Below are 23,260 nucleotides of genomic sequence, written 5' to 3'. Positions count from 1 at the left end.
ACTAAATTAAGGCTTATAGGATGAATTCATAAGGTGTGTTCAGCGGACGCTTACCCATTATCTTCACAAATAGGTAGCCAATCTTCTGGCAGACCTTGCTCCCTAGCATCATTTAATATCTGAGATAGCCCTCGATAGCATTCTTTCTCATCTGTAAGAGACGCTAATTCAATTGTTCCATAAAAGATATTGCTAATCTCTTTCAAAACTTTTTTATAATCTTTTGGAAAAATAAAACCTATTTTTCGTTCATAAGCAGATATGAAAATATCATCAGGTAGTTCTATGTTTAGACGACTATTCCCAGATAGTTCTTTTAATTCTTGAATAATGTTATCAAGCTTATTTTGCATATACATTCTGCTCTATCGCATTAAAGTTCTTACTACAATTTAACATAATGGCTGTTATGCGAAACGAGATTGTAACTCCAAAATAGAAATGTCCGGTTTCTCCAAAGTAAAAATGTCCGCTTTTAGAATAGGCACTTTTGCAATTCTCTTAGCGGACGGTTTGATATGTTGGTGTCTATGTCGGATAAAGAACTTAAACGATTGTCGGTCTTGCAAGAAATCTGTGATCAACGCATAACCCAGTCCCAAGCTGCTCAGCTACTTCATATTTCAGAACGTCAGATCAGACGTTTATTGCAAAAATACAAAGCTCAAGGCCCAGCTGCATTAGCACATGCTGCACGTGGCCAAATCAGCAATTCCAGGCTTCCTGAAGAGCTCAGACTCAAGTGCCTCAATATTGTTTCGGATCAACTGCATGGTTTCGGACCCACTTTAGCGCATGAAAAGCTCACCACTGTTCATGGATTCGATATTTCAGTGGAAACACTGCGTTCCTGGATGATTGCAGCCGATCTGTGGATTCCTCGCGCCAAGCGCCTGAAACGCCCGTATCAGCCTCGTTATAACCGAGATTGTTATGGTGAACTGATTCAAATCGATGGCTCACACCATGACTGGTTTGAAGGACGCGCTGCTAAGTGCTGTCTGCTGGTATTTATCGATGATGCCACAGGAAAATTACAGCATTTACGTTTCTGTGAGTCGGAATCAGCATTTGACTATATGATTTCAACACGTTTGTATGTTGAGCAGCATGGTAAGCCGTTGGCGTTTTACAGTGATAAACATTCAGTCTTCAGGGTGAATCAAAGCAGCAAGAAAGACACCAAGATTACCCAGTTTGGACGCGTACTCAGTACCCTCAATATCGATATCATCTTCGCCAATTCACCACAAGCCAAAGGCCGTGTAGAACGGGCGAATAGAACGCTTCAGGACCGTCTGATTAAAGAAATGCGCCTGGAAGGCATCTGTTCGATTGAGCAAGCGAATGCCTGGCTGCCCTGCTTTATCGAGCAATTTAATCGTAAATTTGCCAATATGGCCTTTAATCCCAAGGATCTACACCGGACTGTCACTGAAACAGCCGAAGAATTAGATGATGTTTTTACCTGGCGTGAACCCCGCAGAGTCACGAACAGCCTGACGATTACTTATGATAAATGCGTATATTTACTGGAAAATACCGAAGAAAATAAAAGGTTGATCGGCAAGTATCTTGAGTTTCTGGAATACCCGGATGGCACGGTAGCCATTGAACATCAAGGAAGAAAAATCAATTACAGCATCTTCGATAAATTAAGTCAGCTCAACCAGCGAGAGGTTGTTGAGAATAAACGTTTAGGTGCTGTTCTCAATCATATTCAACAACAGCACGAAGAATTAGAACAGCAAAACAAACGCAATCGTTCTCAAAAGATGCCGAGCAGACGTGCACAGAAAACAGTAATCAAAGAACGAAATCTGAATCCTGTGCTTGACTTGGAAGTGTCTGTATAGGACATTTCTATTTGGTTATTAGGTAGGACATTTCTACTTAGGAATAACAGAGATCTACCAGCTCTCGTTTTTTGTTATGGAAACTGCTAAAATTCAAATACGCCATTGACGTATAAAGAGTCCATGTTATTTATTGAAACCAGCATCTTTACCAAGCAAATTAAAGACCTTGTATCTGATGAGGAATATCGTCAACTTCAGCAAGATCTTTTGGTACAGCCTGATAGAGGTGACCTAATCAAGAATGGCGGTGGTATTCGCAAAGTACGTTGTGCTCAAGGTAACAAAGGGAAAAGTGGTGGGATACGGGTGATTTATTATTGGGTCACCGAGGATGATCAGATCTTTTTCTTAGTGGCTTATCCAAAATCAGTAAAAGATAATTTAACAGATAAGGAAACCGCCATTCTGCACCAACTCGTGAAGGAGCAATTTCATGGATAACAACTTATTTGATGACTTGGTTGCTTCAATCAAAGAAGCTGGAGCTATCAAACGTAAAGAAGTTAAAGCAAGCCGAGTTACAGAACTCGAATTGCCTGATATTAAAGAAGTACGTGAAAAAACTGGCTTGAGCCAAAATGAATTTGCTGCACGTCTACATATTAGCCCCCGTACCCTGCAAAATTGGGAACAGGGACGACGCTATCCAACTGGACCAGCAGCTACATTGATTCGAATTTTAGATGCTCACCCAAGCCTTATTTGAAAAAATTACTTAAAAAATGGGAGCTTAAGGCTCCCATTTTTATTTCGTATAAGGTGTATTATGTTAATTTTAGAAAATCTTCACTACTATTATTTTAAAATAAGCCTTATATCCAAGCATAAAACAAGGTTGTCTAGACTTCTTTTAACAGTAAAGTTATCATAAAACTGAATTTTATTTTTTAGGTAAGTTTATGCATTCTATCCGCATTCGTTAAGACACAACTATTTGCATAGTGACACTATTTTATAATGGTGGGCTTTTGTTGTGTCTTTAAGAATATATGCGGATATATAAAGTAAAAGTATGCTTAATTTATAAGTATGCTTTTAGTGCATAGTTTCCAGTTATAACTTAATTGACTAGCTATTTGTCCACCCTGTGGATGAATAGCTTTTTTTTTGGGAGGACACTGTGATGCTAGCTTTTGTTTTCACCTAAATCCTGTTTGCTGCATAAAAAATTTCAAGAGCTAAACAGGAGTAAATAAAAATGAGTTTAATTATTAAAGCGAGAAACATACGCTTGGATTATGCTGGGCGTGATGTTTTGGATATTGATGAATTGGAAATTCACTCTTATGACCGTATTGGTCTTGTGGGTGATAACGGAGCAGGAAAGAGTAGTTTACTCAAAGTACTTAATGGCGAAATTGTTTTAGCCGAAGCGACATTACAGCGTTTTGGTGATTTTGCACATATCAGCCAACTGGGCGGAATCGAAATAGAAACGGTCGAAGACCGGGCAATGTTATCTCGCCTTGGTGTTTCCAATGTACAAAACGACACAATGAGTGGCGGAGAGGAAACTCGTGCAAAAATTGCTGCCGCATTTTCCCAACAAGTACATGGCATTCTAGCGGATGAACCAACCAGCCACCTTGATCTCAATGGAATAGATCTACTTATTGGTCAACTTAAAGCATTTGATGGAGCATTACTTGTTATCAGTCATGACCGATATTTTCTTGATATGGTTGTAGACAAGATATGGGAGTTAAAAGACGGTAAAATTACGGAATATTGGGGTGGTTACTCGGATTACTTGCGTCAAAAAGAAGAAGAGCGACAACACCAAGCCGTAGAATATGAGCTGATGATGAAGGAACGGGAGCGATTAGAATCTGCTGTGCAAGAAAAACGCCAGCAAGCTAATCGATTAGACAATAAGAAAAAAGGAGAAAAATCCAAAAACTCTACCGAAAGTGCTGGACGACTTGGGCATGCAAAAATGACTGGCACCAAGCAAAGAAAACTGTATCAGGCAGCTAAGAGTATGGAAAAGCGTTTGGCTGCATTAGAAGATATTCAAGCACCAGAGCATTTGCGTTCTATTCGTTTTCGTCAAAGTTCAGCCCTAGAACTGCACAATAAGTTCCCGATTACGGCAGATGGTCTGAGCTTAAAATTTGGTAGCCGTACTATCTTTGATGACGCTAACTTTATAATACCGCTTGGCGCTAAAGTCGCTATAACTGGATCGAATGGAACAGGGAAAACGTCCTTGTTAAAAATGATATCAGAACGTGCTGATGGATTAACCATATCTCCAAAAGCTGAAATTGGCTACTTTACACAAACAGGATATAAATTTAACACGCATAAATCTGTGCTCTCCTTTATGCAGGAAGAGTGCGAGTACACAGTTGCGGAAATTCGTGCAGTATTGGCTTCAATGGGGATCGGAGCGAATGATATTCAAAAAAACTTATCCGACTTATCGGGAGGTGAAATCATCAAACTGCTTTTATCCAAAATGCTTTTAGGAAAATATAATATTTTGCTTATGGATGAACCAGGAAACTATCTTGACCTAAAAAGTATTGCCGCATTAGAAACAATGATGAAGTCCTATGCAGGAACTATTATCTTCGTATCTCATGACAAGCAATTGGTCGATAATATTGCTGACATTATCTACGAGATCAAAGACCACAAAATCATCAAGACTTTTGAGAGAGATTGTTAATGATAGCCAATCTAATCCGAACATTAATTATTGAACTCTTTAAAGGAAATTAAAAATGACAATTCAAGATATTCAATCACTTGCTGAAGCACACGGCTTGTTGCTTACGGACAAAATGAATTTCAATGAAATGGGCATTGATTTTAAGGTCGTTTTTGCTCTTGATACAAAGGGGCAACAATGGTTGCTGCGTATTCCTCGTCGTGATGGCATGAGGGAACAAATCAAGAAAGAAAAACGCATTTTAGAATTGGTAAAAAAACATCTTTCTGTAGAGGTTCCTGATTGGAGAATTTCATCTACAGAATTAGTGGCTTATCCCATACTTAAAGATAATCCTGTTTTAAATTTGGATGCTGAAACCTATGAAATAATTTGGAATATGGACAAAGATAGCCCGAAATACATAACATCTTTGGCAAAAACCTTATTTGAAATCCATAGTATTCCTGAAAAAGAAGTTCGGGAAAATGATTTGAAAATTATGAAACCTTCAGATTTAAGACCTGAAATAGCAAACAATTTGCAGTTAGTAAAATCTGAAATTGGTATAAGTGAGCAATTGGAAACCCGCTACAGAAAATGGTTGGATAATGATGTTCTATGGGCAGATTTCACCCAATTTATACATGGCGATTTATATGCTGGGCATGTACTAGCTTCAAAGGATGGAGCTGTTTCAGGCGTTATTGATTGGTCAACAGCCCATATAGATGACCCAGCGATTGATTTTGCTGGGCATGTAACTTTGTTTGGAGAAGAAAGCCTCAAAACTCTAATCATCGAGTATGAAAAACTAGGGGGTAAAGTTTGGAATAAACTATATGAACAGACTTTAGAAAGAGCAGCGGCCTCTCCTTTGATGTATGGTTTATTTGCCTTAGAAACTCAAAATGAAAGCCTTATCGTTGGAGCAAAAGCTCAGTTGGGAGTTATATAATTTAAAAATATGATTGCTGAGAACTGCCTTGTTTTGAAACTTGGTTGGCTTTAATTAGTTTTTAGTATTCTTTATAGAAAATGCCTCGATCAAGGGGCATTTCTAACAATCATTTAACATAAAATTTCTTATGTGAAGTAACCTGAATGCAGCGGTGCCCCATTGGGGGCGCGTTGAGATAAGCCTCTTTTAGATAACTTTAGCAACTCGATAGACAGTTGCAACTCCACAATTCACTGCTTTGGCAATTTCTTCCTTAGTCATATTGCCAACTACTAGCAATTCTTTTATTCGTTTATGTTTAGCCTCATTTGCCTTCTTGCCTGTTGGTTTGTAACCCGAACGTGCCAGGCCCTGCTTAATACGTTCTATACGTTTCTCATTGTCTAGGCGGGCCATTGTTGCCAGAAGATCAATCAACATATTGTTGATGAGTTCCAAGATTGAATGAGTAATGCTGTCACTGGTTTGAATCATTTGGTAGGTAGTAGGAAGATCTGCTACGACTAAACGAAGTCCCTTCTCCTGGATCCTGCGCTTCAGCTCTTGAAAATCTCGTTGGGTTAGGCGTGATAAGCGGTCAATACTTTCAACTAACAATGTGTCACCTTGATTTGCTTCTGACAGTAGCTTATTCAATTCAGGTCGGTCTAACTTCGTACCACTATAGTTTTCCACGTACACAATGGTTTCACCCAAATTCAAGTTTTGGTTTAGATCCTGAAGAATCTGCAAAGCCCTTTCTGCATCTTGATCTTTAGTTGAAGCTCGTAGATAAATACGTGTATTCATTTCTATCATTTAATCTTAATTCTATTAGATTAATGATAATACTATCATTTAATTATTGCATTAAGTCTAATGATAGATATTGTATGCGATTTGGCTCGCTATCATTCAGGTATAGTCTTTTGATAAAAAAAGCATGACTAAAAGCCATGCCTTGGGAATTCGTATAACGTGTATTATGTTAATTTTAGATAAACTATAGAATCCATTAGTTTTTAAACCAATAAATTAAATATTTTATGGAACTCCAGAATATTTATTCAGGCGATACTTAAGCAATAAGGGTAGGGTGATTACATAAAGTATTGCAGCTAATGCCCATACCATTCCAGGAGCTGATGCCTGAGTCATAAAATAGAGGCTAGTAACTAATACAGGACCAATTATAGCCCCCAGACTATTAAAACTGCTTAATAGCCCTTGTAATTCACCTTGTCTTTCATCACTAATACCTCTGGACATCATTGCTTGCAAAGCAGGAACGGCTACTCCACCAAGGGCAAACAATGGTAACAACGCAAAAGGCACCCATTCTTCAACAGCAATAGATAAAAGAAGTAAACCAATTGCATCGCAAGCTATTCCACATAACAACGTATTTTTCTCTCCAAACCTCTTTACCATAGGGGCGATAGCAAAAGCCTGTGCAATAGAATGGCATATTCCATAACTAGCAAGGGAAACACCTGCAATAAATATACTCCAGCCATAACGATCCTGCCCATAGATAACCCATAAAGTTGCGGGGACTTGTGAAACCAATGTGATAATTAAAAAGATACCAAGCAATGGAGCCATATTAGGTTGAGTGATCAAATAGGATAATTTCTTTAATATTGATTGCTCCTGAACCTTCTCAGTCATTTTATTGCTGTGTTTTGATTCTTTTAATAAGACTGCTGTCATTATTAAATTAATCCCATTCATAAAAGCAGCAGCAAAGAACGGTGCATGTAAGTTCCATTCACCCAAAACTCCACCTATTACCGGACCCGCTATAAACCCAATACCAAAGACAGCTCCAAGGAGACCAAACCTTTTTGCACGCTCATGGGCTGGAGTAATATCTGAAACATAAGCTGTTGCAACAGCCATGTTGGCACCTGTAATTCCCGCAAAAATACGACCAATATATAGCCACAATAGAGAAGGAGCAGCAGCCATTAGGAGATAATCAGCCGTTGCACCAGCAATTGAAATAATTAATACAGGTCGACGTCCAAATCGGTCACTCAACGCTCCAAGGATAGGTGCAAAAATGAACTGCATCAGAGCATACACAGCTAATAAAGCACCATAGTGAACACCGCCTGCTTCAGCTCCAGCCAATGACCGTAATAATTCAGGCAAGATCGGCATAATTAAACCAATCCCAACAGCATCCAGAAATATAGTGATTAAAATCACGCTCAATGATTTCTTCACAAATGCCTTCTCTAGCAATGATAGAATTAATATTCTCTCACACACTCCCTATCAGTGATAGATTTATGAGTAAAAAAGATATTGCACCTCAACGTCTGACACGTGAAATAGTCCTGCGTACCGCATTGGATATGTTGAATGAAGAAGGCATAGATTCAATAACCACACGCAAGCTAGCTCAACGATTGGGTATTAAATCTCCAACTCTATATTGGCATTTCAAGAATAAATCCTTGTTAATGGAAGCAATGGCGGAAACCATTATAAATGAACACCATTTAGTTTCTTTACCCATCGATGGGATGACATGGCAAGATTGGTTGCTCGCTAATTCTGTAAGCTTTCGTCGAGCACTACTAGCTTACCGTGATGGTGCTCGTCTACATGCAAGAACTAGCCCCAGTCAAGGACATTTCAACACGATTGAGGCCCAAGTTGCGCTGTTATCTCATGCTGGGTTTTCTCCTGTTGAAGCAGTTGCATTACTTATGACATTAGGAAGGTTTATTGTTGGGTGGGTCCTTGAGGAGCAGCAAGAAGAAATAAGATCAGACCCACCATTCGAAGCCGATCCAACTATATATCCACTCATGCTCCAAGGAGTGAATACCTTACAAAATATGAATGCGGATGACATTTTTGAAAATGGGATTCGTATGGTGATTATCGGTGCTGAAAGACAACTTGATATTAAAATGCAAACTTAACTCTATACTGCTTTAAGCAACTGTTCTATTTAGTAATAAAGCTTTTATCCTTAATTATTTAACATAATGGTGGTTATACGCAATACACTTGTATATTAATATAAAAATCAATATTTTAAAATTTTTCACTCAACCCTAAAATCCGTAAAAAGCCGACTTTGAAACAAGTCGGCTTTTTTATGTTCGATTCTGTAATATTTTGCCAATAAAAAATGGAACAACTTTGCAAAATTTACAATTTTGTATTAACATTTTTGTATTAACAAAAAGCGATGCAACTATGGAAATTGAGTTTTCATGGGATGAGCATAAAGCAGAAACAAACCTCAAAAAACATGGTGTAGCTTTTGAAGATGCAACCTTGGTTTTTTATGATGCCTATGCCGTCTTCAAACAGGATCGCTTTGAAAATGGTGAATATCGTTGGCAAGCGATAGGTCTCGTACACGGCCAGACAGTTTTATTAGTGGCTCATACTGTACAAGATCATAATGGGATTGATCATATCCGCATTATTTCGGCACGACAGGCAGAGAAAAAAGAGAGGAAACAATATGAGCAAAACCGTTACCTACAAAATGGATTTGAATAATCCTCCTGTTTTGTCTGAAGAACAAAAGGCAAGACTGGAAGCGTTAGCTAAACGTCCAGACAGTGAAATCGATTTTTCAGATATTCCTGAACTTGATGACAGCTTCTGGAAAAATGCAGTGCAAAATCCATTTTACAAGCCGACTAAACAAGTAACTACGGTTCGCATCGATGCAGATGTCATGCAGTGGCTAAAAGCCCAAGGCAAAGGCTATCAAACACGAATGAATAAAATTTTACGGGATGCCATGCTTAAAGAATTAAAAAATCATCAATAAAAATGGGAGCTTAGGCTCCCATTTTTGACTGCGTATAACCACCATTATGTTAAATATATTTTAGTTAAGTAATTTATCTCTTATCAATTCTTTAAATTTTTCAGGATTTTGCTCCGCTTGATTATTAAAAATATCAAAGTAAGTTAAAGCTTGTTGTTGAATTTTTCCTTTATTTGGAACACGAGAAGCAGGATGAGGGAGTCGAATTACTAAAGTCTTTTTATTCCAGAATCTTACGCTAAATCCTTCTATAGATTCTTTGAAGTTAAGAATATCTTCGTCATTAACATAATTGAGTTTCAACTGTTCCCAATTTCCATGATATGCACCTAAGAAAAAAATATTTTTAGGTTCTAATCTATCAAGTTGATTTACTAAGTTTTCTATTGATATATCTTTAAGATGCTCATACAAATCTATACTTTTATTTTTTGAATTCAATAAGTTAAAAGATTTTTTATTATAATCAAAGAAGTAGAAGTTTAACCATTGTATATACTCGTTATTATTTTTTTCTTTGACTTTACCTAAGAATTTTAAGAATTGTGATCTCACAGGTGGCTTTTCATAAAGATTACGGTATCTAATTTTACTTTCAGAAATTAATTCATTTGTACTTAAATTTCCTAATATAAAGCTATCTAATTTCAATTTCCCCCATCCAGAAGTTTCTTGGCCAACAATTACTACTTTATTTTTGGATTGGTCAAAAGAACTATCTAAAAAATCTGGAATGAAAGGTAAGCTGATTTTTTGTAAAAGAGGGTGATAATCCTTATGTGTAATAAGGTTATTTTTTAATTTATTTAAATTTTCTGAGTATTCAATCATAGTATGTTTACTTGCTTAATTTTTTTTAAGTTATATATGAAAACTTAGGAGAATAACATTGAAAATAGGTATATTTTGGTTTTATAAAAATCAAGTTCTTGGTATTTCTCATGAGTTTGATATTAATAGCTCAGATTCTTTAGGTATGATTGATAGTGCCTACAACCATGTATCTTATTGGGATGAATTACGAAATAAATTTTCTGAGCTAAGGGAAATTGAATATGACGATGTACCTCGGGGAAGAGTAATATTCGATAAAAATAAAAATAAATTGATCATCTATCTAGGGCTTTGTTGCACAAAGATTTTATAACTATATGATTTTAAAAGTTTTGATTGTTTTTTGATCTAAAATTAAATCTATTTAAATCAGATGCTTACATATTTATGCAACAAAGCCTCTATCTAGATAAGAAATTATTAATTAAAGGTAAGGTATCAAAAATTTGTGATTTTTTTGATGCTGAATATGATGTGAATACAGTATTACGCTTAGATCCGCACTATAGAACTTAATAGAAAACTAAATTTCTGATTAGAAAGATTTTCTAAAATTAACATAATACACCTTATACGTAATGCGTTATAATTCTCTTTAGAAATTAATGCTGTAGTTTCTAGTTGATAGCCCATCTTCCCCAAGGTGGGCTTTTTTTATGATTTTTCATGTTCCACGCCTAATATTTAAACAATGTTTCACAAGTTTGATTAGCTCAGTTGAATAATTAGGATACATCCCCCTTTCTCTTCTTAGCATCCATTGTTGTGGCTAGGATCGAAGAGATCAAAGCAGATAAAAAAACAGCCCTTAAAGGGCCGTTTTTTTGGTGGTTGAAAGCCATTCTCTAAGAGTATCGGATAAACTTTCTTGAAAAAATTTTCTTCTAAAAGCATATCAGCAAGTGCAGCTCCAAAGGCCTCAAAAGTATCACTAGGAAGCTTTTGAGCGTATTCGCATTGAACCGTACCGGGTTTGTCGGAGACCAACTTTCTTGAGAGAATGTCCCGATGACAAAACCAAAAAATATCCCCCTGAAATCAGAGAAAGAGCGGTTCAATTATTGATTGAATCCGAAAAAGATTATCCTTCTACTTGGGCTGCGATCACAGCTATTGCTCCCTGAGCAGTATACTGCGCAAGGGTTGTACTCCCGAAACACTACGTGTTTGGTATCAAAAATATTTAGATAAACAAAATCCAGTTAAAGTACAGCAGCTTTCAGACCAAGAACGTATCAAATAACTGGAACGCGAAAATAAAGAACTGCAACGTGCGAATGAAATTCTACGTAAAGCAGCCGCTTTTTTCGCTCAGGCGGAGCTCTGTTAGCGGCAGTGTAAAAATAACCCCCTAACGGCATTTAAAAACTGAGCCCCTTGGTGACATATTCAGCTCCTACAAAATTCAATAGTAGCTGCAGATCGACTTAATGCGACAGAACCGAAATATTGCCTCAAATAATTAAGGTTCGGTTACTAGGTCTGTAAAACAAACCCATTGCAGAATAGTGTTTAACTATCACTGATTTTTGTTGCTTAATACAGATTTTAACAGTGGTTACTTTTTTGGTTACTAAAATGTGGAATACCACAATAATATTTATAAAAAACATATATATAAATATTTATATGATGCGTAATATACGCATCATACATAAAGCGTTCTATTTTGATATAATTGATCCAATCAACCCATTGTTAGGTTTCATTTAAATTCCATGAGTCTTACTGAAATTAAAGTTCGCCAAGCTCATTGTAAGGAAAAAACCAGTTTTTTATCCGATGAAGATGGGCTTAGCCTGAAGATTGAGCCGAGTGGAAGAAAATCTTGGTGCTATCGCTATACAGATCCACAAACTAAAAAACGTCGACGCATTCAGTTAGGTCTTTATCCTGATTTATCGCTGAAAAAGGCACGACAAGTCAGAGATGACTTTAAAGACAATGATTTCTGTTTTGAACAAGATACTGCCTCTAATGTCATCACCTTTGGTAAGGTCGGGGAGGAGTGGTTACAGTTCAAACTGAAAAATGCCTTCAACGATCTACCCCGCTGTGGTGTACTACAGTTAGCAGAAAGATGCTTACAGCAAGATATTTATCCAGACCTTCAGGATCTACCTTTTCAAAACATCAAGCGTTATGACCTGGTTTCAGTAATCAAAAAAATAGAGGGACGCCAAGTAAAAGAACCTGTCAAGAAAGCTTGTAGTTATTTGAACCAAATTTATGACTACGCTGTAGCGATGGGTTATTGTGAATTCAACATCGCGCATGGTTTAAATAAAATCGCCATTAACAGTAAAATCAAGAAAAATTATCCGTATTTGAAAGCGGAGGATATATCTGATTTTAAGTATAAATTACAAAAATTGGATGCCCATCCGATTATTAAAAAAGCACTGATGTTTAAATTATATACTGGAGTGCGAGGGGCTGAATTGTTATTGTCTGAGCCTCATCATTTTGATTTAAATGAAAAAATATGGAAAATACCTGCCTTGCATATTAAACAGTTTCGACGAAAAGTCATATTAGGCCATGAGATTCCAGATTTTGTAGTTCCACTTTCAAATCAGGCTTTAGAGATTTTGAAAGACGTCATGCAGTGGTCATACGGTGAAAAATACCTTTTTGCTAGCCCTCGCAAACACAATCAACCGATTCATTTTAATACTCTAAATATGGCCATACGTAAGATGGGGTATGGCAAACATCAACTATCTTCTCATGGACTACGTTCTACTTTTAGTACCATTTTGAATGACTCAGGTTTGTTCCAAGATAATTGGATTGAGGCACAACTTTCACATATTGATAAAAACCGTACCCGTGCCAGCTATAATCACGCTGACTATTTAGCTCAACGGACTGAAATGATGCAGTGGTGGGGTGATTATTTAAGTACTAGTAAGTGAAAATCGTACTGAACCGTACCGGGTTTGTCGGAGACTTTTTTATTTAAGTTAGGCCACCTGACCTAACGGGTTAATCTTATCATAGTACATTGCTTCAAACTCAAAAGGCGATACATAACCCAGTGCACTGTGTACACACTTTTTATTGAACCAATCTACCCAGTTTAGTGTCGCAAGTTGTACATCCGCTAAACCTTGCCAATCTGCTTTTAAATATTCAATCACCTCTGTTTTGTATAAGCCATTCACCGTTTCAGCCAAAGCATTATCATATGAATTACCGGTTGTACCGACTGAAGCTCGTAAATTTGCTGCTTCTAAACGATTGGTATAACGAATGGAAAGATATTGCACACCTCTGTCGGAATGGTGAATCACGTTCTTTGGCATGCCTCGATCATGCAATGCTTGCTCCAATGCATCGAGCACCATGTCTGTATTCATACGTGTTGATACTTTCCATCCAACAATTGCTCGTGAGAGCACATCAATAATAAAGGCGGTATAGACCCAGCCTGAATGAGTTTGAATATACGGGTGAGTAGACCAAAGGAATCTCACCCTTAGCCCCTCGCAGAACCGGACGTGAACCTCTCAGCTCATCCGGCTCCCATTTTCCAGTGCACAAAGGCATTTGGAAAATAACGCGCAAGTCGCCCTAAGGCATATCTAGCCCGTCTTTTGTGACGGGCCAAGTTTTTATACTTACGCCTCATCCAGCGTATAAGATAAGCATTCATATGCTGCCAGAGCGCTGACAGCCCTGAACCATAGAAACGACCATAGTACTGCTGCCAACCTTGAAGAATTGGATTAAATAGGCTTTGTTGCACAAAGATTTCATAACTATATGATTTTAAAAGTTTTGATTATTTTTTAATCCAAAATTAAATTTATTTAAATCGGATGCTTACATATTTATGCAACAAAGCCGATTAAATATTGCAGATAAATCACTTAATTCGCGATTACACATCAGATGTAGATGCCATCTCCGAATAGTCTGCCGCATTGCTTTGATAATTTGGCGATCAAAACGTGGATTAAATAGCGTTCTCTGGTGAAGTTCCAAATCCTTTAATACTCTTAGACCTAAGTACCGAGCTATTTTCATGTCGATTGCTTCATGTAACAGTATTTTTTCAAGTTTTTGATCATTTCCACGACTAAATTTAACTAGCCAATGCTTTGCCGCGAGTTGATCTGGAAGACTGTGATCTAAATAAAAGAAACCATCATATCCTTGTGTTAGTAATAATTTAGGCCATTCACCTTGAACACCTGATGAACCAGCAACAAATAAACCATATGATGCAAGTGACTCAATGAAATCTTCTTTCCTCTCAATAATTTCGCTTAGGCTAAATCCACGAGGTTTCACAGTTGGAAAATGATCTTGAATCCAGTCATAAGCTTCTTTAATTAGTAGATTACCAATAGGATTACCTGCCCCAGATTTCAGTAGGGGCCAATCAGCTTGTTCTTCTGCATTAATTGAAAAACCCAGCTGATTTAAAAGCCCTTTTCGCCCATAGCCTTGAAGTAGCAAGTCCATGAGAAATGCTGACCATTGGTTTTCTAAGTTGTTTTGTACATTGACTAGAAATTGGAATGATAGAGGGTAATGCTCCCTAAAATTAACTGAGTTTAAAAGGGCTTTGTTGCATAAATATGTAGACATCTGATTTAAATAGATTTAATTTTAGATCAAAAAATAATCAAAACTTTTAAAATCATATAGTTATAAAATCTTTGTGTAACAAAGCCATCGTGTAGCAAAGAGGGTTAATTAGAGTTTTTTAAAAGCACTTTTAAATGTGCTTTTATCTGTGCTATACTCCTATTGTTGAATAGGAGTACCTATGAATTCTGATGCTATCTGGACTGAAACTGAAGAATCTCGTTTAAAACGAGAGGATGAAGTTCGTATGCAGGAACTCAGACGTCTATTTGATTTAATGGATGAAAGAGAGCACCAACAAATTCAAGCCAAAGAGTTAGAAGAAGCTCTTAATGTTCTTTCTTGGGTTGATGTAGTACGTGCATTAGAAAGTTGCCTAGATTGTATAGTTCCCCAAAGACGGGAAATGCGATCACAATCTATAGACCGTATTGAGCAACATCGTAAATGGTTAAAGGCATTTCGTTCAGCAATGCCATACCTTGCAAAGATGCTGCTAGTTACTGATGCCTCCTTGCTTATCAGATTGAGATCCACATTGGACCGGTATGTTGAAATTAGCTACCCGAATCTACTCGTAATGATTCAACCCAAACTCCAAACACTAAATTCTATAGAGGCTTAACTATGACTCAATTAATCCATGCACGAATGACTGCAAGTATTACTGAACTCAAAAAGAGTCCGATGGATACAGTGTTGGCAGGCAAAGGTGAACCTGTCGCAATCCTCAATCGTAATACACCAGCGTTTTACTGTGTTCCGGCTGATCTGTATGAAACGATGATGGAACAACTAGAAGACCTAGAACTGAATAAGATTGCAGATGCTCGTGCGAATCAGAAACGCATTCGAGTAAATATTGATGACCTATAAGTTAGACTTTTTAGAAGAAGCATTAGCAGAATGGAATAAGCTTAATCCAAGTATTAAGCAGCCATTGAAGAAGAAGTTGATCAAGGTTTTGGAGAATCCTCGCATTCCCAAAAACAAGTTGTCAGGACATCCTAACCGCTACAAGATCAAACTTCGTAGTATTGGTTATCGTCTGGTTTATGAAGTCGTTGATGATGAGGTAGTTGTCATCGTGATTGCTGTAGGCAGACGTGAAAACAATGCCGTCTATGATGATGCCAACTCTCGTCATTCATAAATGATGTAATGCCTATAAGCAGATAGTGTCTATGAAAACACTCATGTTTATGGGCATTTTTGATGTAGATAATCTTCGATAGTAGTAAATTACAACTATTTTGAAATCAATAAACAACTATTGTGAAACCAAAACGAAATTAATTTATAGGTAAGACATTTACTTCACACAAAGCAGTTGATCCCATTTAAAGTAGTTCTGTGTTAGCCGATTTCGTGACATATTCCATGTTCTGTTCGGCATTAAACTCGCGCCCAGGGCAATCTTGGCTTTGCCATACTTAAGATGAATCGCTTCAAGGGAATCCATCAAGGCATCACTGATCTCGATGTGCTTCATGTCGGTAAACATGTCATACACATGGCTTGCCTTTGGTTCGAGACACGTCAGAATCACGCCACATTTCTTGAATGCTATATCCTTTGCATACAGGCCATCAATCATAGCTGTAGCGAGTTTAGAGAGCACCAACAGGTTGTCGGTAGGTTCTGGTAAAGCCAAGGATAAAGACTTGTTGTAGAAGGGCTTTGAGCTATCAAATGGGTTTGATTGTACGAAACCAATCAAACAACCACACAACAGATTATCATCTCTCAGTCTGCTAATCGCATCCATGACATACAATGACATGGCTTCTTTAAGATCATCAATGTGGTAGATGCGTTGACCAAAAGAACGACTAGCAATGATTTGCTTCTTTGCAGGTGGCGTATGTTCCAGTTCAATGCAAGCAATTCCATGAAGTTCCAATAAGGTTCTGTGCATCACTACAGAAAATTGGTCCCTGATCATCAGAGGGGAAGCCAAGACAAAATCCATAACTGAATGAATCCCCAGGCTGTTGAGCTTCTTGGAATGCTTTCGGCCTACGCCCCAGATTTCACCAACATCTATGGCTTGATGCAGAGTTTCAGCAGAGCATGGATCCATTGAAACCAAGTTGCAAACACCATTGAAGTAAGCGTTCTTCTTGGCAATATGGTTCGCTAGTTTCGCTTCAGTCTTTGAGCGGCCAATGCCAATACATACAGGTAAACCAAGCCAAGAAAACACACGCTGACGAATTTGATGGGCATATTCAGTCAAGTCGTAATTCTCTGAATGAGCTGTCAGATCCAGAAAGCACTCATCAATTGAGTAAATCTCCTGCTCTTTGGGAGATACAAAATCGGACAGGATTTTCATGAATCTGCGAGACATCTCTGCATACAATGCATAGTTGCTCGATAGCACCTGCACCTGATGCTGCTCTACGATGTCCTTGATCTGAAAGAGAGGAACACCCATCTTGATGCCCAAGTCTTTGGCTTCTTGGGAACGTGCTACAGCACAGCCATCATTGTTGGATAGCACAATGACAGGCTTATTGTTCAAGCTTGGGTTAAAGATGCGTTCACAACTGACATAGCAGTTATTGATGTCTACTAAAGCGTAGATCTTCTGATGAGATGCTTGCATGAGCATGAAACCAATAAAGTATTAACGCTTTCTGAATGGCTTGATGACAAAAGTCACTACACCCCAAATTAGCATTTCCTGCCCATCCTTTAGATGAATGTCAGAATACTCAGGGTTCTCTGCTTTAAGCCAACGATTATCATCACCTTCGATCATGAGGCGTTTCACGGTGAACTCATTGTCGATCAGTGCAATCACGATGTCTTCATGCTTGGCTTCAATGCTACGGTCTACAATCAGTTCGTCATCAATCTCAATACCTGCATCCCTCATGGAAAGTGAAGCGACTCTCACAACGAATGTTGCTGCTTCATTTTTGATGAGGTGTTCATTCATGTCTAATGTTTTGTCGACATAATCCTGGGCAGGAGAAGGGAAGCCAGCAGCAACCTTTTCTGAAGCCAAAGGAATGTGCATCGAGATAGACGGATCTACAAGTGTAATTGAGGCTATATCATTGAACCTGGCTTCCTTGGATTTAACTAGGTAATTCTTGATCTCGATGACACGAGATTGCGGCACACGAATTACCTTTGTAGGTTCATCATAATTTGCCTTACGACCAGCACCTTCCCGAGATCCGCCATGATTACTTTTCATCTGATGCCCCCCATTATTTGATTAAGTTACAAAATCAAATATATGACTGGATGTGTTACAGATTCAAGACTATTTCGATGAATGGTGAATAAACCTTATGGTTCCCATAAAGGCTACTGCAAACTTTCCCGCATTATCGCCACCTCACTGGAGGTGTACGACAAGTAATGTCATTTGCATGCTTACGCATGCATAGATAATTGGTTACTATTCAATTAACAAATATTAGATAAGCTATTCATTGCAGGTTGACTTTATGGCTCGTGCTCCAAAGCAAACCAAACAAGAACCATTAGAAGTCGTATTGTGGAAACAGCAGACAAGCTGCGCAAGAATATTGATGCAGCCGAATACAAGCATGTTGTTGTCAACGGCATTCTAAAATTGACCCCTTTGACCTCGTATTAAGTTTCAACCTGTGGCTGATTTCCTATTCTTTTTTATCCTTCAAACGATAACTCTCACCCGATATTTTTACCACATGAGAGTGATGCAATAACCGATCTAACATCGCAGCAGTCAATGGTCAAAGCGTTGAACAAGCTTTTGCTCAGTTTTGGGATGTGGAGAAAGAAAAGGCGCTGAATGAGCTGTGTCAAAAAGAAGCCATCAAACCAGAGGTATTCAAAACGGTGCTCCAGACTGGAGCAATGCTGTACGCCATAATCAATTCTATCGCCCAGTAAAGCAACAGACTTCCATTCATTTAGATGCTGATGTACTTGCATGGTTTAAAGCTCAAGGCAAAGGTTATCAGTATTACTCTGAGCGGCTTTGTTGCATAAATATGTAAGCATCTGATTTAAATAAATTTAATTTTGGATCAAAAAACAATCAAAACTTTTAAAATCATATAGTTATGAAATCTTTGTGCAACAAAGCCCTTTTGTCTTCTACAAAGCGTCGTGAAGTCTGGTGCTGTCCAATCTAATCCGCAAAGTTTAATTAAGCTTTGAACAAAACCAGTAACCATGCGTAAAGTGAGTCTAAATAGAGATTTGATCATCAAACAGCATTGGATCGCTATGTCGGAGTAGGTTTGATTTCGACCTTGTTTGCCTTGAGGTTCTGCATACCATTGTGTTTTTGGATCGAACCAAATGGCAATATTCCCACGATTAATGAGAGCTCGGTTATATGCGGGCCAATTGGTTGTGCGGTAGATTTTGTGTGTAGGCTTATTCATTTGGAAATTATATTGCCGAAGAAGTCCTTAAGAACAGCTTTGTGCAACAAAGCCATCTATTGGTAAAATTTATAGAAAATTTAGTCGAATGATAAATAAAATGAATAAGTTTGAAAAATATAAGTAATAATAAGAATCAAAGAAATTGTATAGTATTTAATGATTTATGATAAAAGTCCTCTAAGAGTAATAGAATGCGAAAAATTACTATATTGTCACCATCTGGTTTATTGCCGACAGAAGCAGTAGCAATTAACGAAATAGAGAATGCAATGCCTGATACATGGAGAGGATATGCATCTTTTTTCGTAAATGATGGTAAAAAGCGAGGAATGGAAATAGATTTACTCTTAGTTACTGCAGATAGACTTATCTTATGTGAATTAAAAAACTGGGCTGGGAATATTGAATCAGACGGAAAAGTGTGGAATCAGATTATAAATGGAAGGGTCATTAATCAACATCCATCTCCAGTAGGAACAAAACGAACACATGCAGAAAGATTACAGCAACTCCTAACTAAAGAATTACAAAGAGAGTGGGGGTGTTGGTACAACATTAACTGTATGGTAATAATGACAGGAAGTGCAAATTTTGAACTTAAGTCAAGTGAGAAATATTCTGTTGTAACGTTAGAAGATTTTATTAAAATAGTTAAACTACCAAAAGTTTATGAAGAAAAATTACCTGACTTAAAATTAGGAAAAGATTTTTATTCTAAATATAATAGGCCTAATAGTGCAAATAGCATACGAGCATTAGATAGATGGTTCACAGGAACAAATACAAAAATTTCCAAAAAAATTATTTCTGCATATAATTTTCGCTTAAAAGAATTTGAACCAATTTTTAAACAAAGATTTAAAAATCCGATTTATTCAGAATTTATGGGGGAGAATAAAGAACATCCAAGTCATAATGCACTATTGCGAATATGGGATTTTAGAAATAACGAATCCGAATATGCGTTAATTACTGAAAATAGAGCTAATTTAGCTTTAAGAGAATACAGAACACAGGCATATATTGAAGATCAATATAATTTTGTAAAACAAAATTATTTATTGAATCCAATACATTCTTTTGATCCTGATCTCTGTACAGAAGATTTGATTGAGGTTTATAAATTAACGCCAAATTATGAAAGGCTAGATAAATATTTATTAAAAAATAATTTTAATTTAAAGGAAAGATTAGAATTAATACAAAAGATATTAACACCATTTTCAAGTTTACATACTATACAAGTTGCACACCGTGATATTTCCTTGGAGAGACTTTGGTATGATAAGATTTCGCAATGTGTTTTAGTGTCTGGATTTATAACATCGAAGTTTGCTGAAGTTGAAGGTAATAAAAGTGTATCGGATGTTTATAAGGATTTTCTTTCGACATCGATATTGCCATTTGAAGTAATAGATAATTTAAAAGACAATATAGATCCATATAGAATAGATGTTTTTCAATTGGGTGTAATATGTTATGAGGTATTATTTGGTGAAAAAATATATATTAGCAATAAGGATGATGATTATATAGAATGGGTAGAGCCTGAAAATAAAGAAAGTGATGAAAAAATAAATAATTGGTTGAAGAAATCAATCGAGCTTGTGCCAGAGGATAGATATAAGAGTGTCAGTGAGATGCTTCTTATATTTAATGAAATATTAAATAGCAATACAAAAACAGATGAAGTAGAGGGTGTTGCAGGACAATTAGATATATTTAAAAATGAAACATTAGTGCCTTTAATAGAATGGCAAGCACTACCAGAAACACTTAAAAATAAAAATGGATTGATGGAATATCAAAGTTTAATTAATGAACAAATTCACTTTGTAAACACATATCCAAGTTTGAATTCTATAAAAGAAAAATCTATATCTCTGAGACTATTATCATTAATGCGGAAATGTAGAGATCTTTCAAATAGTGATTTAGCTATACCTAAAATAAAAAGTTATGGTTGGGGACCAAATTTTGGTGCTTATATAGTTACTGAATATGTGGATTTGAAAAGATTAAGTGAATTTGATTTAAGTTTATTGTCTTCAGATAAAAAACATCAGATTATTATATCTCTAATTAATAACATTATTAAAATACAGGAGTTAAATTATTATCACGGTGATTTAAAGCCAGATAATATTTTGATTAAGAATGATGAAGGTGGGCAGAGTAAAACTTGAAGTGCGACATAAACCACCTAATTAATTTAAAGGGTTTATGGAGTATATAAAATTGTCATACCATCATCTTAACTTTGAAGATCGTACTGCATTAATGCTTGAGTCAAGAAAAGAAGGCTTTTCAGCCAGAAAATTTGCTGAACTCATTAAAAGACATCCTAGTACGATCTATCGTGAGCTTAAAAGAAATAGCATCAATGACGTTTATCAAGCTCGATATGCTTCTGATAACACCTTCGCTAGACGTAGACGTGGTCACAGAAAACTCAAAATCGATTCAATCCTCTGGAAATTTATTGTTGAAGCGATCCGTTGTTTATGGTCTCCTCAGCAAATAGCAAAGCGTTTAAAGACATTTCCTGATTTGGATCAAACAATGAATGTAAGCCATACAACGATTTATTCAACGATACGAGCATTACCAAAGGGTGAGTTGAAAAAAGACTTATTATCCTGTCTACGTCATGAAAATAAAAAGCGAAAAGCTAACGGTGAACCTAAAAAAGATTCTATATTACAGGATATTAAAACTATTCATGAGCGCCCAGCCGAAGTTCAAGAAAGAAAAATACCGGGTCATTGGGAAGCTGATTTAATTAAAGGTAAAGACAATAAAAGTTCGATAGCAACACTTATTGAACGAAATACACGGCTCTGTATCTTGGCAACATTACCTGATGCAAAGGCAGAATCAGTGCGCAAGGCTTTAACTGAAGCTCTGAAATATTTACCTGCAGAACTGCGTAAAACGTTGACCTATGACCGTGGACGTGAGATGTCAGAACATAAAATACTCGAAGAAGATTTAGGCATAGATGTATATTTCTGTGACCCACATTCACCCTGGCAAAAAGGCACATGCGAAAATATGAATGGTTTAATTAGGCAATATTTACCTAAAGGGATTGATTTAAATCAGGCAGATCAGCATTATTTAAATCAAGTTGCCATGTCACTGAATACTCGTCCTAGAAAGGCGTTAGATTGGCTTACACCATTAGAGAAATTTGCTCAGCTTGTTGATTATCATATGGCTTTTGAAACTGTCGCACCTCATGTTTGAATTCGCCCCATATTTTTGCTACAGTGAACCAAATTAAGATCATCTATTTACTAGGCCTCGCATTTGCGGGGTTTTTAATGCTGAATAAAAGGAAAACTTGATGGAATTGCCCAATATTATGCACCCGGTCGCGAAGCTGAGCACCGCATTAGCCGCTGCATTGATGCTGAGCGGGTGCATGCCCGGTGAAATCCGCCCGACGATTGGCCAGCAAATGGAAACTGGCGACCAACGGTTTGGCGATCTGGTTTTCCGCCAGCTCGCACCGAATGTCTGGCAGCACACTTCCTATCTCGACATGCCGGGTTTCGGGGCAGTCGCTTCCAACGGTTTGATCGTCAGGGATGGCGGCCGCGTGCTGGTGGTCGATACCGCCTGGACCGATGACCAGACCGCCCAGATCCTCAACTGGATCAAGCAGGAGATCAACCTGCCGGTCGCGCTGGCGGTGGTGACTCACGCGCATCAGGACAAGATGGGCGGTATGGACGCGCTGCATGCGGCGGGGATTGCGACTTATGCCAATGCGTTGTCGAACCAGCTTGCCCCGCAAGAGGGGATGGTTGCGGCGCAACACAGCCTGACTTTCGCCGCCAATGGCTGGGTCGAACCAGCAACCGCGCCCAACTTTGGCCCGCTCAAGGTATTTTACCCCGGCCCCGGCCACACCAGTGACAATATCACCGTTGGGATCGACGGCACCGACATCGCTTTTGGTGGCTGCCTGATCAAGGACAGCAAGGCCAAGTCGCTCGGCAATCTCGGTGATGCCGACACTGAGCACTACGCCGCGTCAGCGCGCGCGTTTGGTGCGGCGTTCCCCAAGGCCAGCATGATCGTGATGAGCCATTCCGCCCCCGATAGCCGCGCCGCAATCACTCATACGGCCCGCATGGCCGACAAGCTGCGCTGAGC

The 23,260-nt window shown here is 37.8% G+C and carries 23 protein-coding genes and 7 pseudogenes; 20 read left to right on the top strand and 10 right to left on the bottom strand.

All coding sequences use genetic code 11. The features are described 5' to 3' along the window. Window positions 1–50: 50 nt before the first annotated feature. Window positions 51–353, bottom strand: a complete 303-nt coding sequence (locus LZP46_RS15250) for an SMI1/KNR4 family protein (protein ID WP_236095235.1) — start codon at window positions 351–353, stop codon at window positions 51–53. A 177-nt stretch (window positions 354–530) separates the two neighbouring features. Here LZP46_RS15250 and LZP46_RS15245 point away from each other — a divergent pair, with 177 nt between their 5' ends. The 5 genes from LZP46_RS15245 (at window position 531) to LZP46_RS15225 (ending at window position 5,473) form a co-directional block, all read left to right on the top strand. Further along, on the top strand, window positions 531–1,856 hold the full coding sequence (locus LZP46_RS15245; protein ID WP_020846983.1) for an ISNCY family transposase: 1,326 nt from the start codon (window positions 531–533) through the stop codon (window positions 1,854–1,856). Between the two features lie 123 nt (window positions 1,857–1,979). Then, on the top strand, window positions 1,980–2,300 hold the full coding sequence (locus LZP46_RS15240; protein WP_000897307.1) for a type II toxin-antitoxin system RelE/ParE family toxin: 321 nt from the start codon (window positions 1,980–1,982) through the stop codon (window positions 2,298–2,300). Next, complete coding sequence (gene nadS, locus LZP46_RS15235; RefSeq protein ID WP_000369781.1) at window positions 2,293–2,565, top strand: NadS family protein; 273 nt, start codon at window positions 2,293–2,295, stop codon at window positions 2,563–2,565. The genes LZP46_RS15240 and nadS overlap by 8 nt, the downstream gene beginning before the upstream one ends. A gap of 492 nt (window positions 2,566–3,057) precedes the next feature. Then, a complete protein-coding gene (gene msr(E), locus LZP46_RS15230) occupies window positions 3,058–4,533 on the top strand; it encodes an ABC-F type ribosomal protection protein Msr(E) (RefSeq protein ID WP_000052512.1) in 1,476 nt (491 codons plus the stop codon). A gap of 55 nt (window positions 4,534–4,588) precedes the next feature. Beyond that, window positions 4,589–5,473, top strand: coding sequence for an Mph(E) family macrolide 2'-phosphotransferase (locus LZP46_RS15225; protein ID WP_000155092.1), 885 nt, complete (start codon window positions 4,589–4,591; stop codon window positions 5,471–5,473). A 189-nt stretch (window positions 5,474–5,662) separates the two neighbouring features. On the opposite strand, the gene LZP46_RS15220 is transcribed toward LZP46_RS15225, so the two are convergent. Then, a complete protein-coding gene (locus LZP46_RS15220; protein ID WP_015060246.1) occupies window positions 5,663–6,274 on the bottom strand; it encodes a recombinase family protein in 612 nt (203 codons plus the stop codon). A gap of 225 nt (window positions 6,275–6,499) precedes the next feature. Next, window positions 6,500–7,687: a tetracycline efflux MFS transporter Tet(39) gene (gene tet(39), locus LZP46_RS15215; protein WP_004856455.1), complete on the bottom strand. Its 1,188-nt coding sequence runs from the start codon at window positions 7,685–7,687 to the stop codon at window positions 6,500–6,502. Window positions 7,688–7,752: 65 nt separating this feature from the next. Here tet(39) and LZP46_RS15210 point away from each other — a divergent pair, with 65 nt between their 5' ends. From LZP46_RS15210 to LZP46_RS15200, 3 genes are all read left to right on the top strand, one after another. Continuing rightward, a complete protein-coding gene (locus tag LZP46_RS15210) occupies window positions 7,753–8,394 on the top strand; it encodes a TetR/AcrR family transcriptional regulator C-terminal domain-containing protein (protein ID WP_004787586.1) in 642 nt (213 codons plus the stop codon). A 280-nt stretch (window positions 8,395–8,674) separates the two neighbouring features. Continuing rightward, window positions 8,675–8,986, top strand: a complete 312-nt coding sequence (locus LZP46_RS15205; RefSeq protein WP_236095260.1) for a BrnT family toxin — start codon at window positions 8,675–8,677, stop codon at window positions 8,984–8,986. Continuing rightward, window positions 8,949–9,263, top strand: coding sequence for a BrnA antitoxin family protein (locus tag LZP46_RS15200; RefSeq protein ID WP_038350244.1), 315 nt, complete (start codon window positions 8,949–8,951; stop codon window positions 9,261–9,263). Before LZP46_RS15205 ends, LZP46_RS15200 begins: the two co-directional genes overlap by 38 nt. Window positions 9,264–9,323: 60 nt before the next feature. Here LZP46_RS15200 and LZP46_RS15195 read toward each other — a convergent pair whose 3' ends face one another. After that, complete coding sequence (locus LZP46_RS15195) at window positions 9,324–10,094, bottom strand: hypothetical protein (RefSeq protein ID WP_032073134.1); 771 nt, start codon at window positions 10,092–10,094, stop codon at window positions 9,324–9,326. A 58-nt stretch (window positions 10,095–10,152) separates the two neighbouring features. Between LZP46_RS15195 and LZP46_RS15190 the strand changes: the two genes are divergently transcribed. From LZP46_RS15190 to LZP46_RS15180, 3 genes and pseudogenes are all read left to right on the top strand, one after another. Then, window positions 10,153–10,410, top strand: coding sequence for a hypothetical protein (locus tag LZP46_RS15190; protein ID WP_236095234.1), 258 nt, complete (start codon window positions 10,153–10,155; stop codon window positions 10,408–10,410). Window positions 10,411–11,105: 695 nt separating this feature from the next. Then, window positions 11,106–11,406 (top strand): annotated as a pseudogene (locus LZP46_RS15185) (transposase); the annotation flags it as partial. 409 nt (window positions 11,407–11,815) lie between these two features. After that, a complete protein-coding gene (locus tag LZP46_RS15180; protein WP_152342630.1) occupies window positions 11,816–13,015 on the top strand; it encodes a tyrosine-type recombinase/integrase in 1,200 nt (399 codons plus the stop codon). A 48-nt stretch (window positions 13,016–13,063) separates the two neighbouring features. Here LZP46_RS15180 and LZP46_RS15175 read toward each other — a convergent pair. Continuing rightward, window positions 13,064–13,552, bottom strand: a pseudogene (locus LZP46_RS15175) (IS3 family transposase); the annotation flags it as partial. A gap of 62 nt (window positions 13,553–13,614) precedes the next feature. Beyond that, a pseudogene (locus LZP46_RS16445) lies at window positions 13,615–14,063 on the bottom strand (group II intron maturase-specific domain-containing protein); the annotation flags it as partial. 814 nt (window positions 14,064–14,877) lie between these two features. Here LZP46_RS16445 and LZP46_RS15160 point away from each other — a divergent pair. The 3 genes from LZP46_RS15160 to LZP46_RS15150 are packed head-to-tail and all read left to right on the top strand — an operon-like array spanning window position 14,878 to window position 15,849. After that, complete coding sequence (locus LZP46_RS15160) at window positions 14,878–15,321, top strand: hypothetical protein (RefSeq protein ID WP_236095259.1); 444 nt, start codon at window positions 14,878–14,880, stop codon at window positions 15,319–15,321. A gap of 2 nt (window positions 15,322–15,323) precedes the next feature. Then, window positions 15,324–15,572: a type II toxin-antitoxin system Phd/YefM family antitoxin gene (locus tag LZP46_RS15155; RefSeq protein WP_000192612.1), complete on the top strand. Its 249-nt coding sequence runs from the start codon at window positions 15,324–15,326 to the stop codon at window positions 15,570–15,572. Beyond that, window positions 15,562–15,849 carry a type II toxin-antitoxin system RelE family toxin gene (locus LZP46_RS15150; RefSeq protein ID WP_152342627.1) on the top strand — a complete coding sequence of 96 codons (288 nt, stop codon included), beginning with the start codon at window positions 15,562–15,564 and terminating at the stop codon, window positions 15,847–15,849. Before LZP46_RS15155 ends, LZP46_RS15150 begins: the two co-directional genes overlap by 11 nt. A gap of 159 nt (window positions 15,850–16,008) precedes the next feature. Here LZP46_RS15150 and LZP46_RS15145 read toward each other — a convergent pair whose 3' ends face one another. Together LZP46_RS15145 and LZP46_RS15140 are read right to left on the bottom strand one after the other, a co-directional pair. Further along, the gene (locus LZP46_RS15145; protein WP_236095258.1) at window positions 16,009–17,313 is read right to left on the bottom strand and encodes a Y-family DNA polymerase; all 1,305 of its coding nucleotides are present in this window, start codon (window positions 17,311–17,313) and stop codon (window positions 16,009–16,011) included. Window positions 17,314–17,328: 15 nt separating this feature from the next. Next, complete coding sequence (locus LZP46_RS15140; RefSeq protein WP_236095257.1) at window positions 17,329–17,907, bottom strand: LexA family protein; 579 nt, start codon at window positions 17,905–17,907, stop codon at window positions 17,329–17,331. Window positions 17,908–18,163: 256 nt separating this feature from the next. On the opposite strand from LZP46_RS15140, the gene LZP46_RS16330 reads away from it, so the two are divergent. After that, window positions 18,164–18,289, top strand: a complete 126-nt coding sequence (locus tag LZP46_RS16330) for a hypothetical protein (protein WP_268259951.1) — start codon at window positions 18,164–18,166, stop codon at window positions 18,287–18,289. A 48-nt stretch (window positions 18,290–18,337) separates the two neighbouring features. On the opposite strand, the pseudogene LZP46_RS15135 reads toward LZP46_RS16330, so the two are convergent. Beyond that, a pseudogene (locus LZP46_RS15135) lies at window positions 18,338–18,430 on the bottom strand (ATP-binding protein); the annotation flags it as partial. On the opposite strand from LZP46_RS15135, the pseudogene LZP46_RS16440 reads away from it, so the two are divergent. After that, a pseudogene (locus tag LZP46_RS16440) lies at window positions 18,426–18,545 on the top strand (hypothetical protein); the annotation flags it as partial. The pseudogenes LZP46_RS15135 and LZP46_RS16440 sit on opposite strands and share 5 nt — an antisense overlap. Before the next feature lie 2 nt (window positions 18,546–18,547). Then, window positions 18,548–18,700, top strand: a pseudogene (locus LZP46_RS15130) (BrnA antitoxin family protein); the annotation flags it as partial. 90 nt (window positions 18,701–18,790) lie between these two features. Here LZP46_RS15130 and LZP46_RS15125 read toward each other — a convergent pair. After that, window positions 18,791–19,093, bottom strand: a pseudogene (locus LZP46_RS15125) (transposase); the annotation flags it as partial. A 194-nt stretch (window positions 19,094–19,287) separates the two neighbouring features. On the opposite strand from LZP46_RS15125, the gene LZP46_RS15120 reads away from it, so the two are divergent. The 3 genes from LZP46_RS15120 to LZP46_RS15110 all read left to right on the top strand — a co-directional run bounded on the left by LZP46_RS15120 (window position 19,288) and on the right by LZP46_RS15110 (window position 23,258). Continuing rightward, a complete protein-coding gene (locus LZP46_RS15120) occupies window positions 19,288–21,282 on the top strand; it encodes an NERD domain-containing protein (protein WP_236095256.1) in 1,995 nt (664 codons plus the stop codon). A gap of 37 nt (window positions 21,283–21,319) precedes the next feature. Further along, window positions 21,320–22,345 (top strand): IS30-like element ISAba125 family transposase, encoded by a 1,026-nt coding sequence (locus LZP46_RS15115; RefSeq protein ID WP_004994718.1) that lies wholly within the window; start codon window positions 21,320–21,322, stop codon window positions 22,343–22,345. Between the two features lie 100 nt (window positions 22,346–22,445). Continuing rightward, complete coding sequence (locus tag LZP46_RS15110; RefSeq protein ID WP_004201164.1) at window positions 22,446–23,258, top strand: subclass B1 metallo-beta-lactamase NDM-1; 813 nt, start codon at window positions 22,446–22,448, stop codon at window positions 23,256–23,258. Window positions 23,259–23,260: the final 2 nt, after the last annotated feature.

Origin of the sequence: Acinetobacter sp. SCLZS86, from assembly GCF_021560715.1 — a bacterium.
GTDB classification, from domain to species: Bacteria; Pseudomonadota; Gammaproteobacteria; order Pseudomonadales; family Moraxellaceae; genus Acinetobacter; species Acinetobacter towneri_A.
The sequence above is the reverse complement of the archived record's forward strand: the minus strand, read 5'-3'. Positions and strand labels throughout refer to the sequence as shown.

Coding starts and splice junctions, on each gene's coding strand:
- LZP46_RS15240 (WP_000897307.1), top strand. CDS start 1,980: ATGTTATTTATTGAAACCAGCATCTTTACCAAGCAAATTAAAGACCTT.
- LZP46_RS15160 (WP_236095259.1), top strand. CDS start 14,878: ATGAATTCTGATGCTATCTGGACTGAAACTGAAGAATCTCGTTTAAAA.
- nadS (WP_000369781.1), top strand. CDS start 2,293: ATGGATAACAACTTATTTGATGACTTGGTTGCTTCAATCAAAGAAGCT.
- LZP46_RS15110 (WP_004201164.1), top strand. CDS start 22,446: ATGGAATTGCCCAATATTATGCACCCGGTCGCGAAGCTGAGCACCGCA.
- LZP46_RS15245 (WP_020846983.1), top strand. CDS start 531: ATGTCGGATAAAGAACTTAAACGATTGTCGGTCTTGCAAGAAATCTGT.
- LZP46_RS15250 (WP_236095235.1), bottom strand. CDS start 353: ATGCAAAATAAGCTTGATAACATTATTCAAGAATTAAAAGAACTATCT.
- LZP46_RS15195 (WP_032073134.1), bottom strand. CDS start 10,094: ATGATTGAATACTCAGAAAATTTAAATAAATTAAAAAATAACCTTATT.
- LZP46_RS15140 (WP_236095257.1), bottom strand. CDS start 17,907: ATGAAAAGTAATCATGGCGGATCTCGGGAAGGTGCTGGTCGTAAGGCA.
- LZP46_RS15150 (WP_152342627.1), top strand. CDS start 15,562: ATGACCTATAAGTTAGACTTTTTAGAAGAAGCATTAGCAGAATGGAAT.
- LZP46_RS15180 (WP_152342630.1), top strand. CDS start 11,816: ATGAGTCTTACTGAAATTAAAGTTCGCCAAGCTCATTGTAAGGAAAAA.
- LZP46_RS15210 (WP_004787586.1), top strand. CDS start 7,753: ATGAGTAAAAAAGATATTGCACCTCAACGTCTGACACGTGAAATAGTC.
- LZP46_RS15220 (WP_015060246.1), bottom strand. CDS start 6,274: ATGATAGAAATGAATACACGTATTTATCTACGAGCTTCAACTAAAGAT.
- LZP46_RS15225 (WP_000155092.1), top strand. CDS start 4,589: ATGACAATTCAAGATATTCAATCACTTGCTGAAGCACACGGCTTGTTG.
- LZP46_RS15155 (WP_000192612.1), top strand. CDS start 15,324: ATGACTCAATTAATCCATGCACGAATGACTGCAAGTATTACTGAACTC.
- LZP46_RS15120 (WP_236095256.1), top strand. CDS start 19,288: ATGCGAAAAATTACTATATTGTCACCATCTGGTTTATTGCCGACAGAA.
- LZP46_RS16330 (WP_268259951.1), top strand. CDS start 18,164: ATGGCTCGTGCTCCAAAGCAAACCAAACAAGAACCATTAGAAGTCGTA.
- LZP46_RS15115 (WP_004994718.1), top strand. CDS start 21,320: ATGGAGTATATAAAATTGTCATACCATCATCTTAACTTTGAAGATCGT.
- LZP46_RS15145 (WP_236095258.1), bottom strand. CDS start 17,313: ATGCTCATGCAAGCATCTCATCAGAAGATCTACGCTTTAGTAGACATC.
- LZP46_RS15200 (WP_038350244.1), top strand. CDS start 8,949: ATGAGCAAAACCGTTACCTACAAAATGGATTTGAATAATCCTCCTGTT.
- LZP46_RS15205 (WP_236095260.1), top strand. CDS start 8,675: ATGGAAATTGAGTTTTCATGGGATGAGCATAAAGCAGAAACAAACCTC.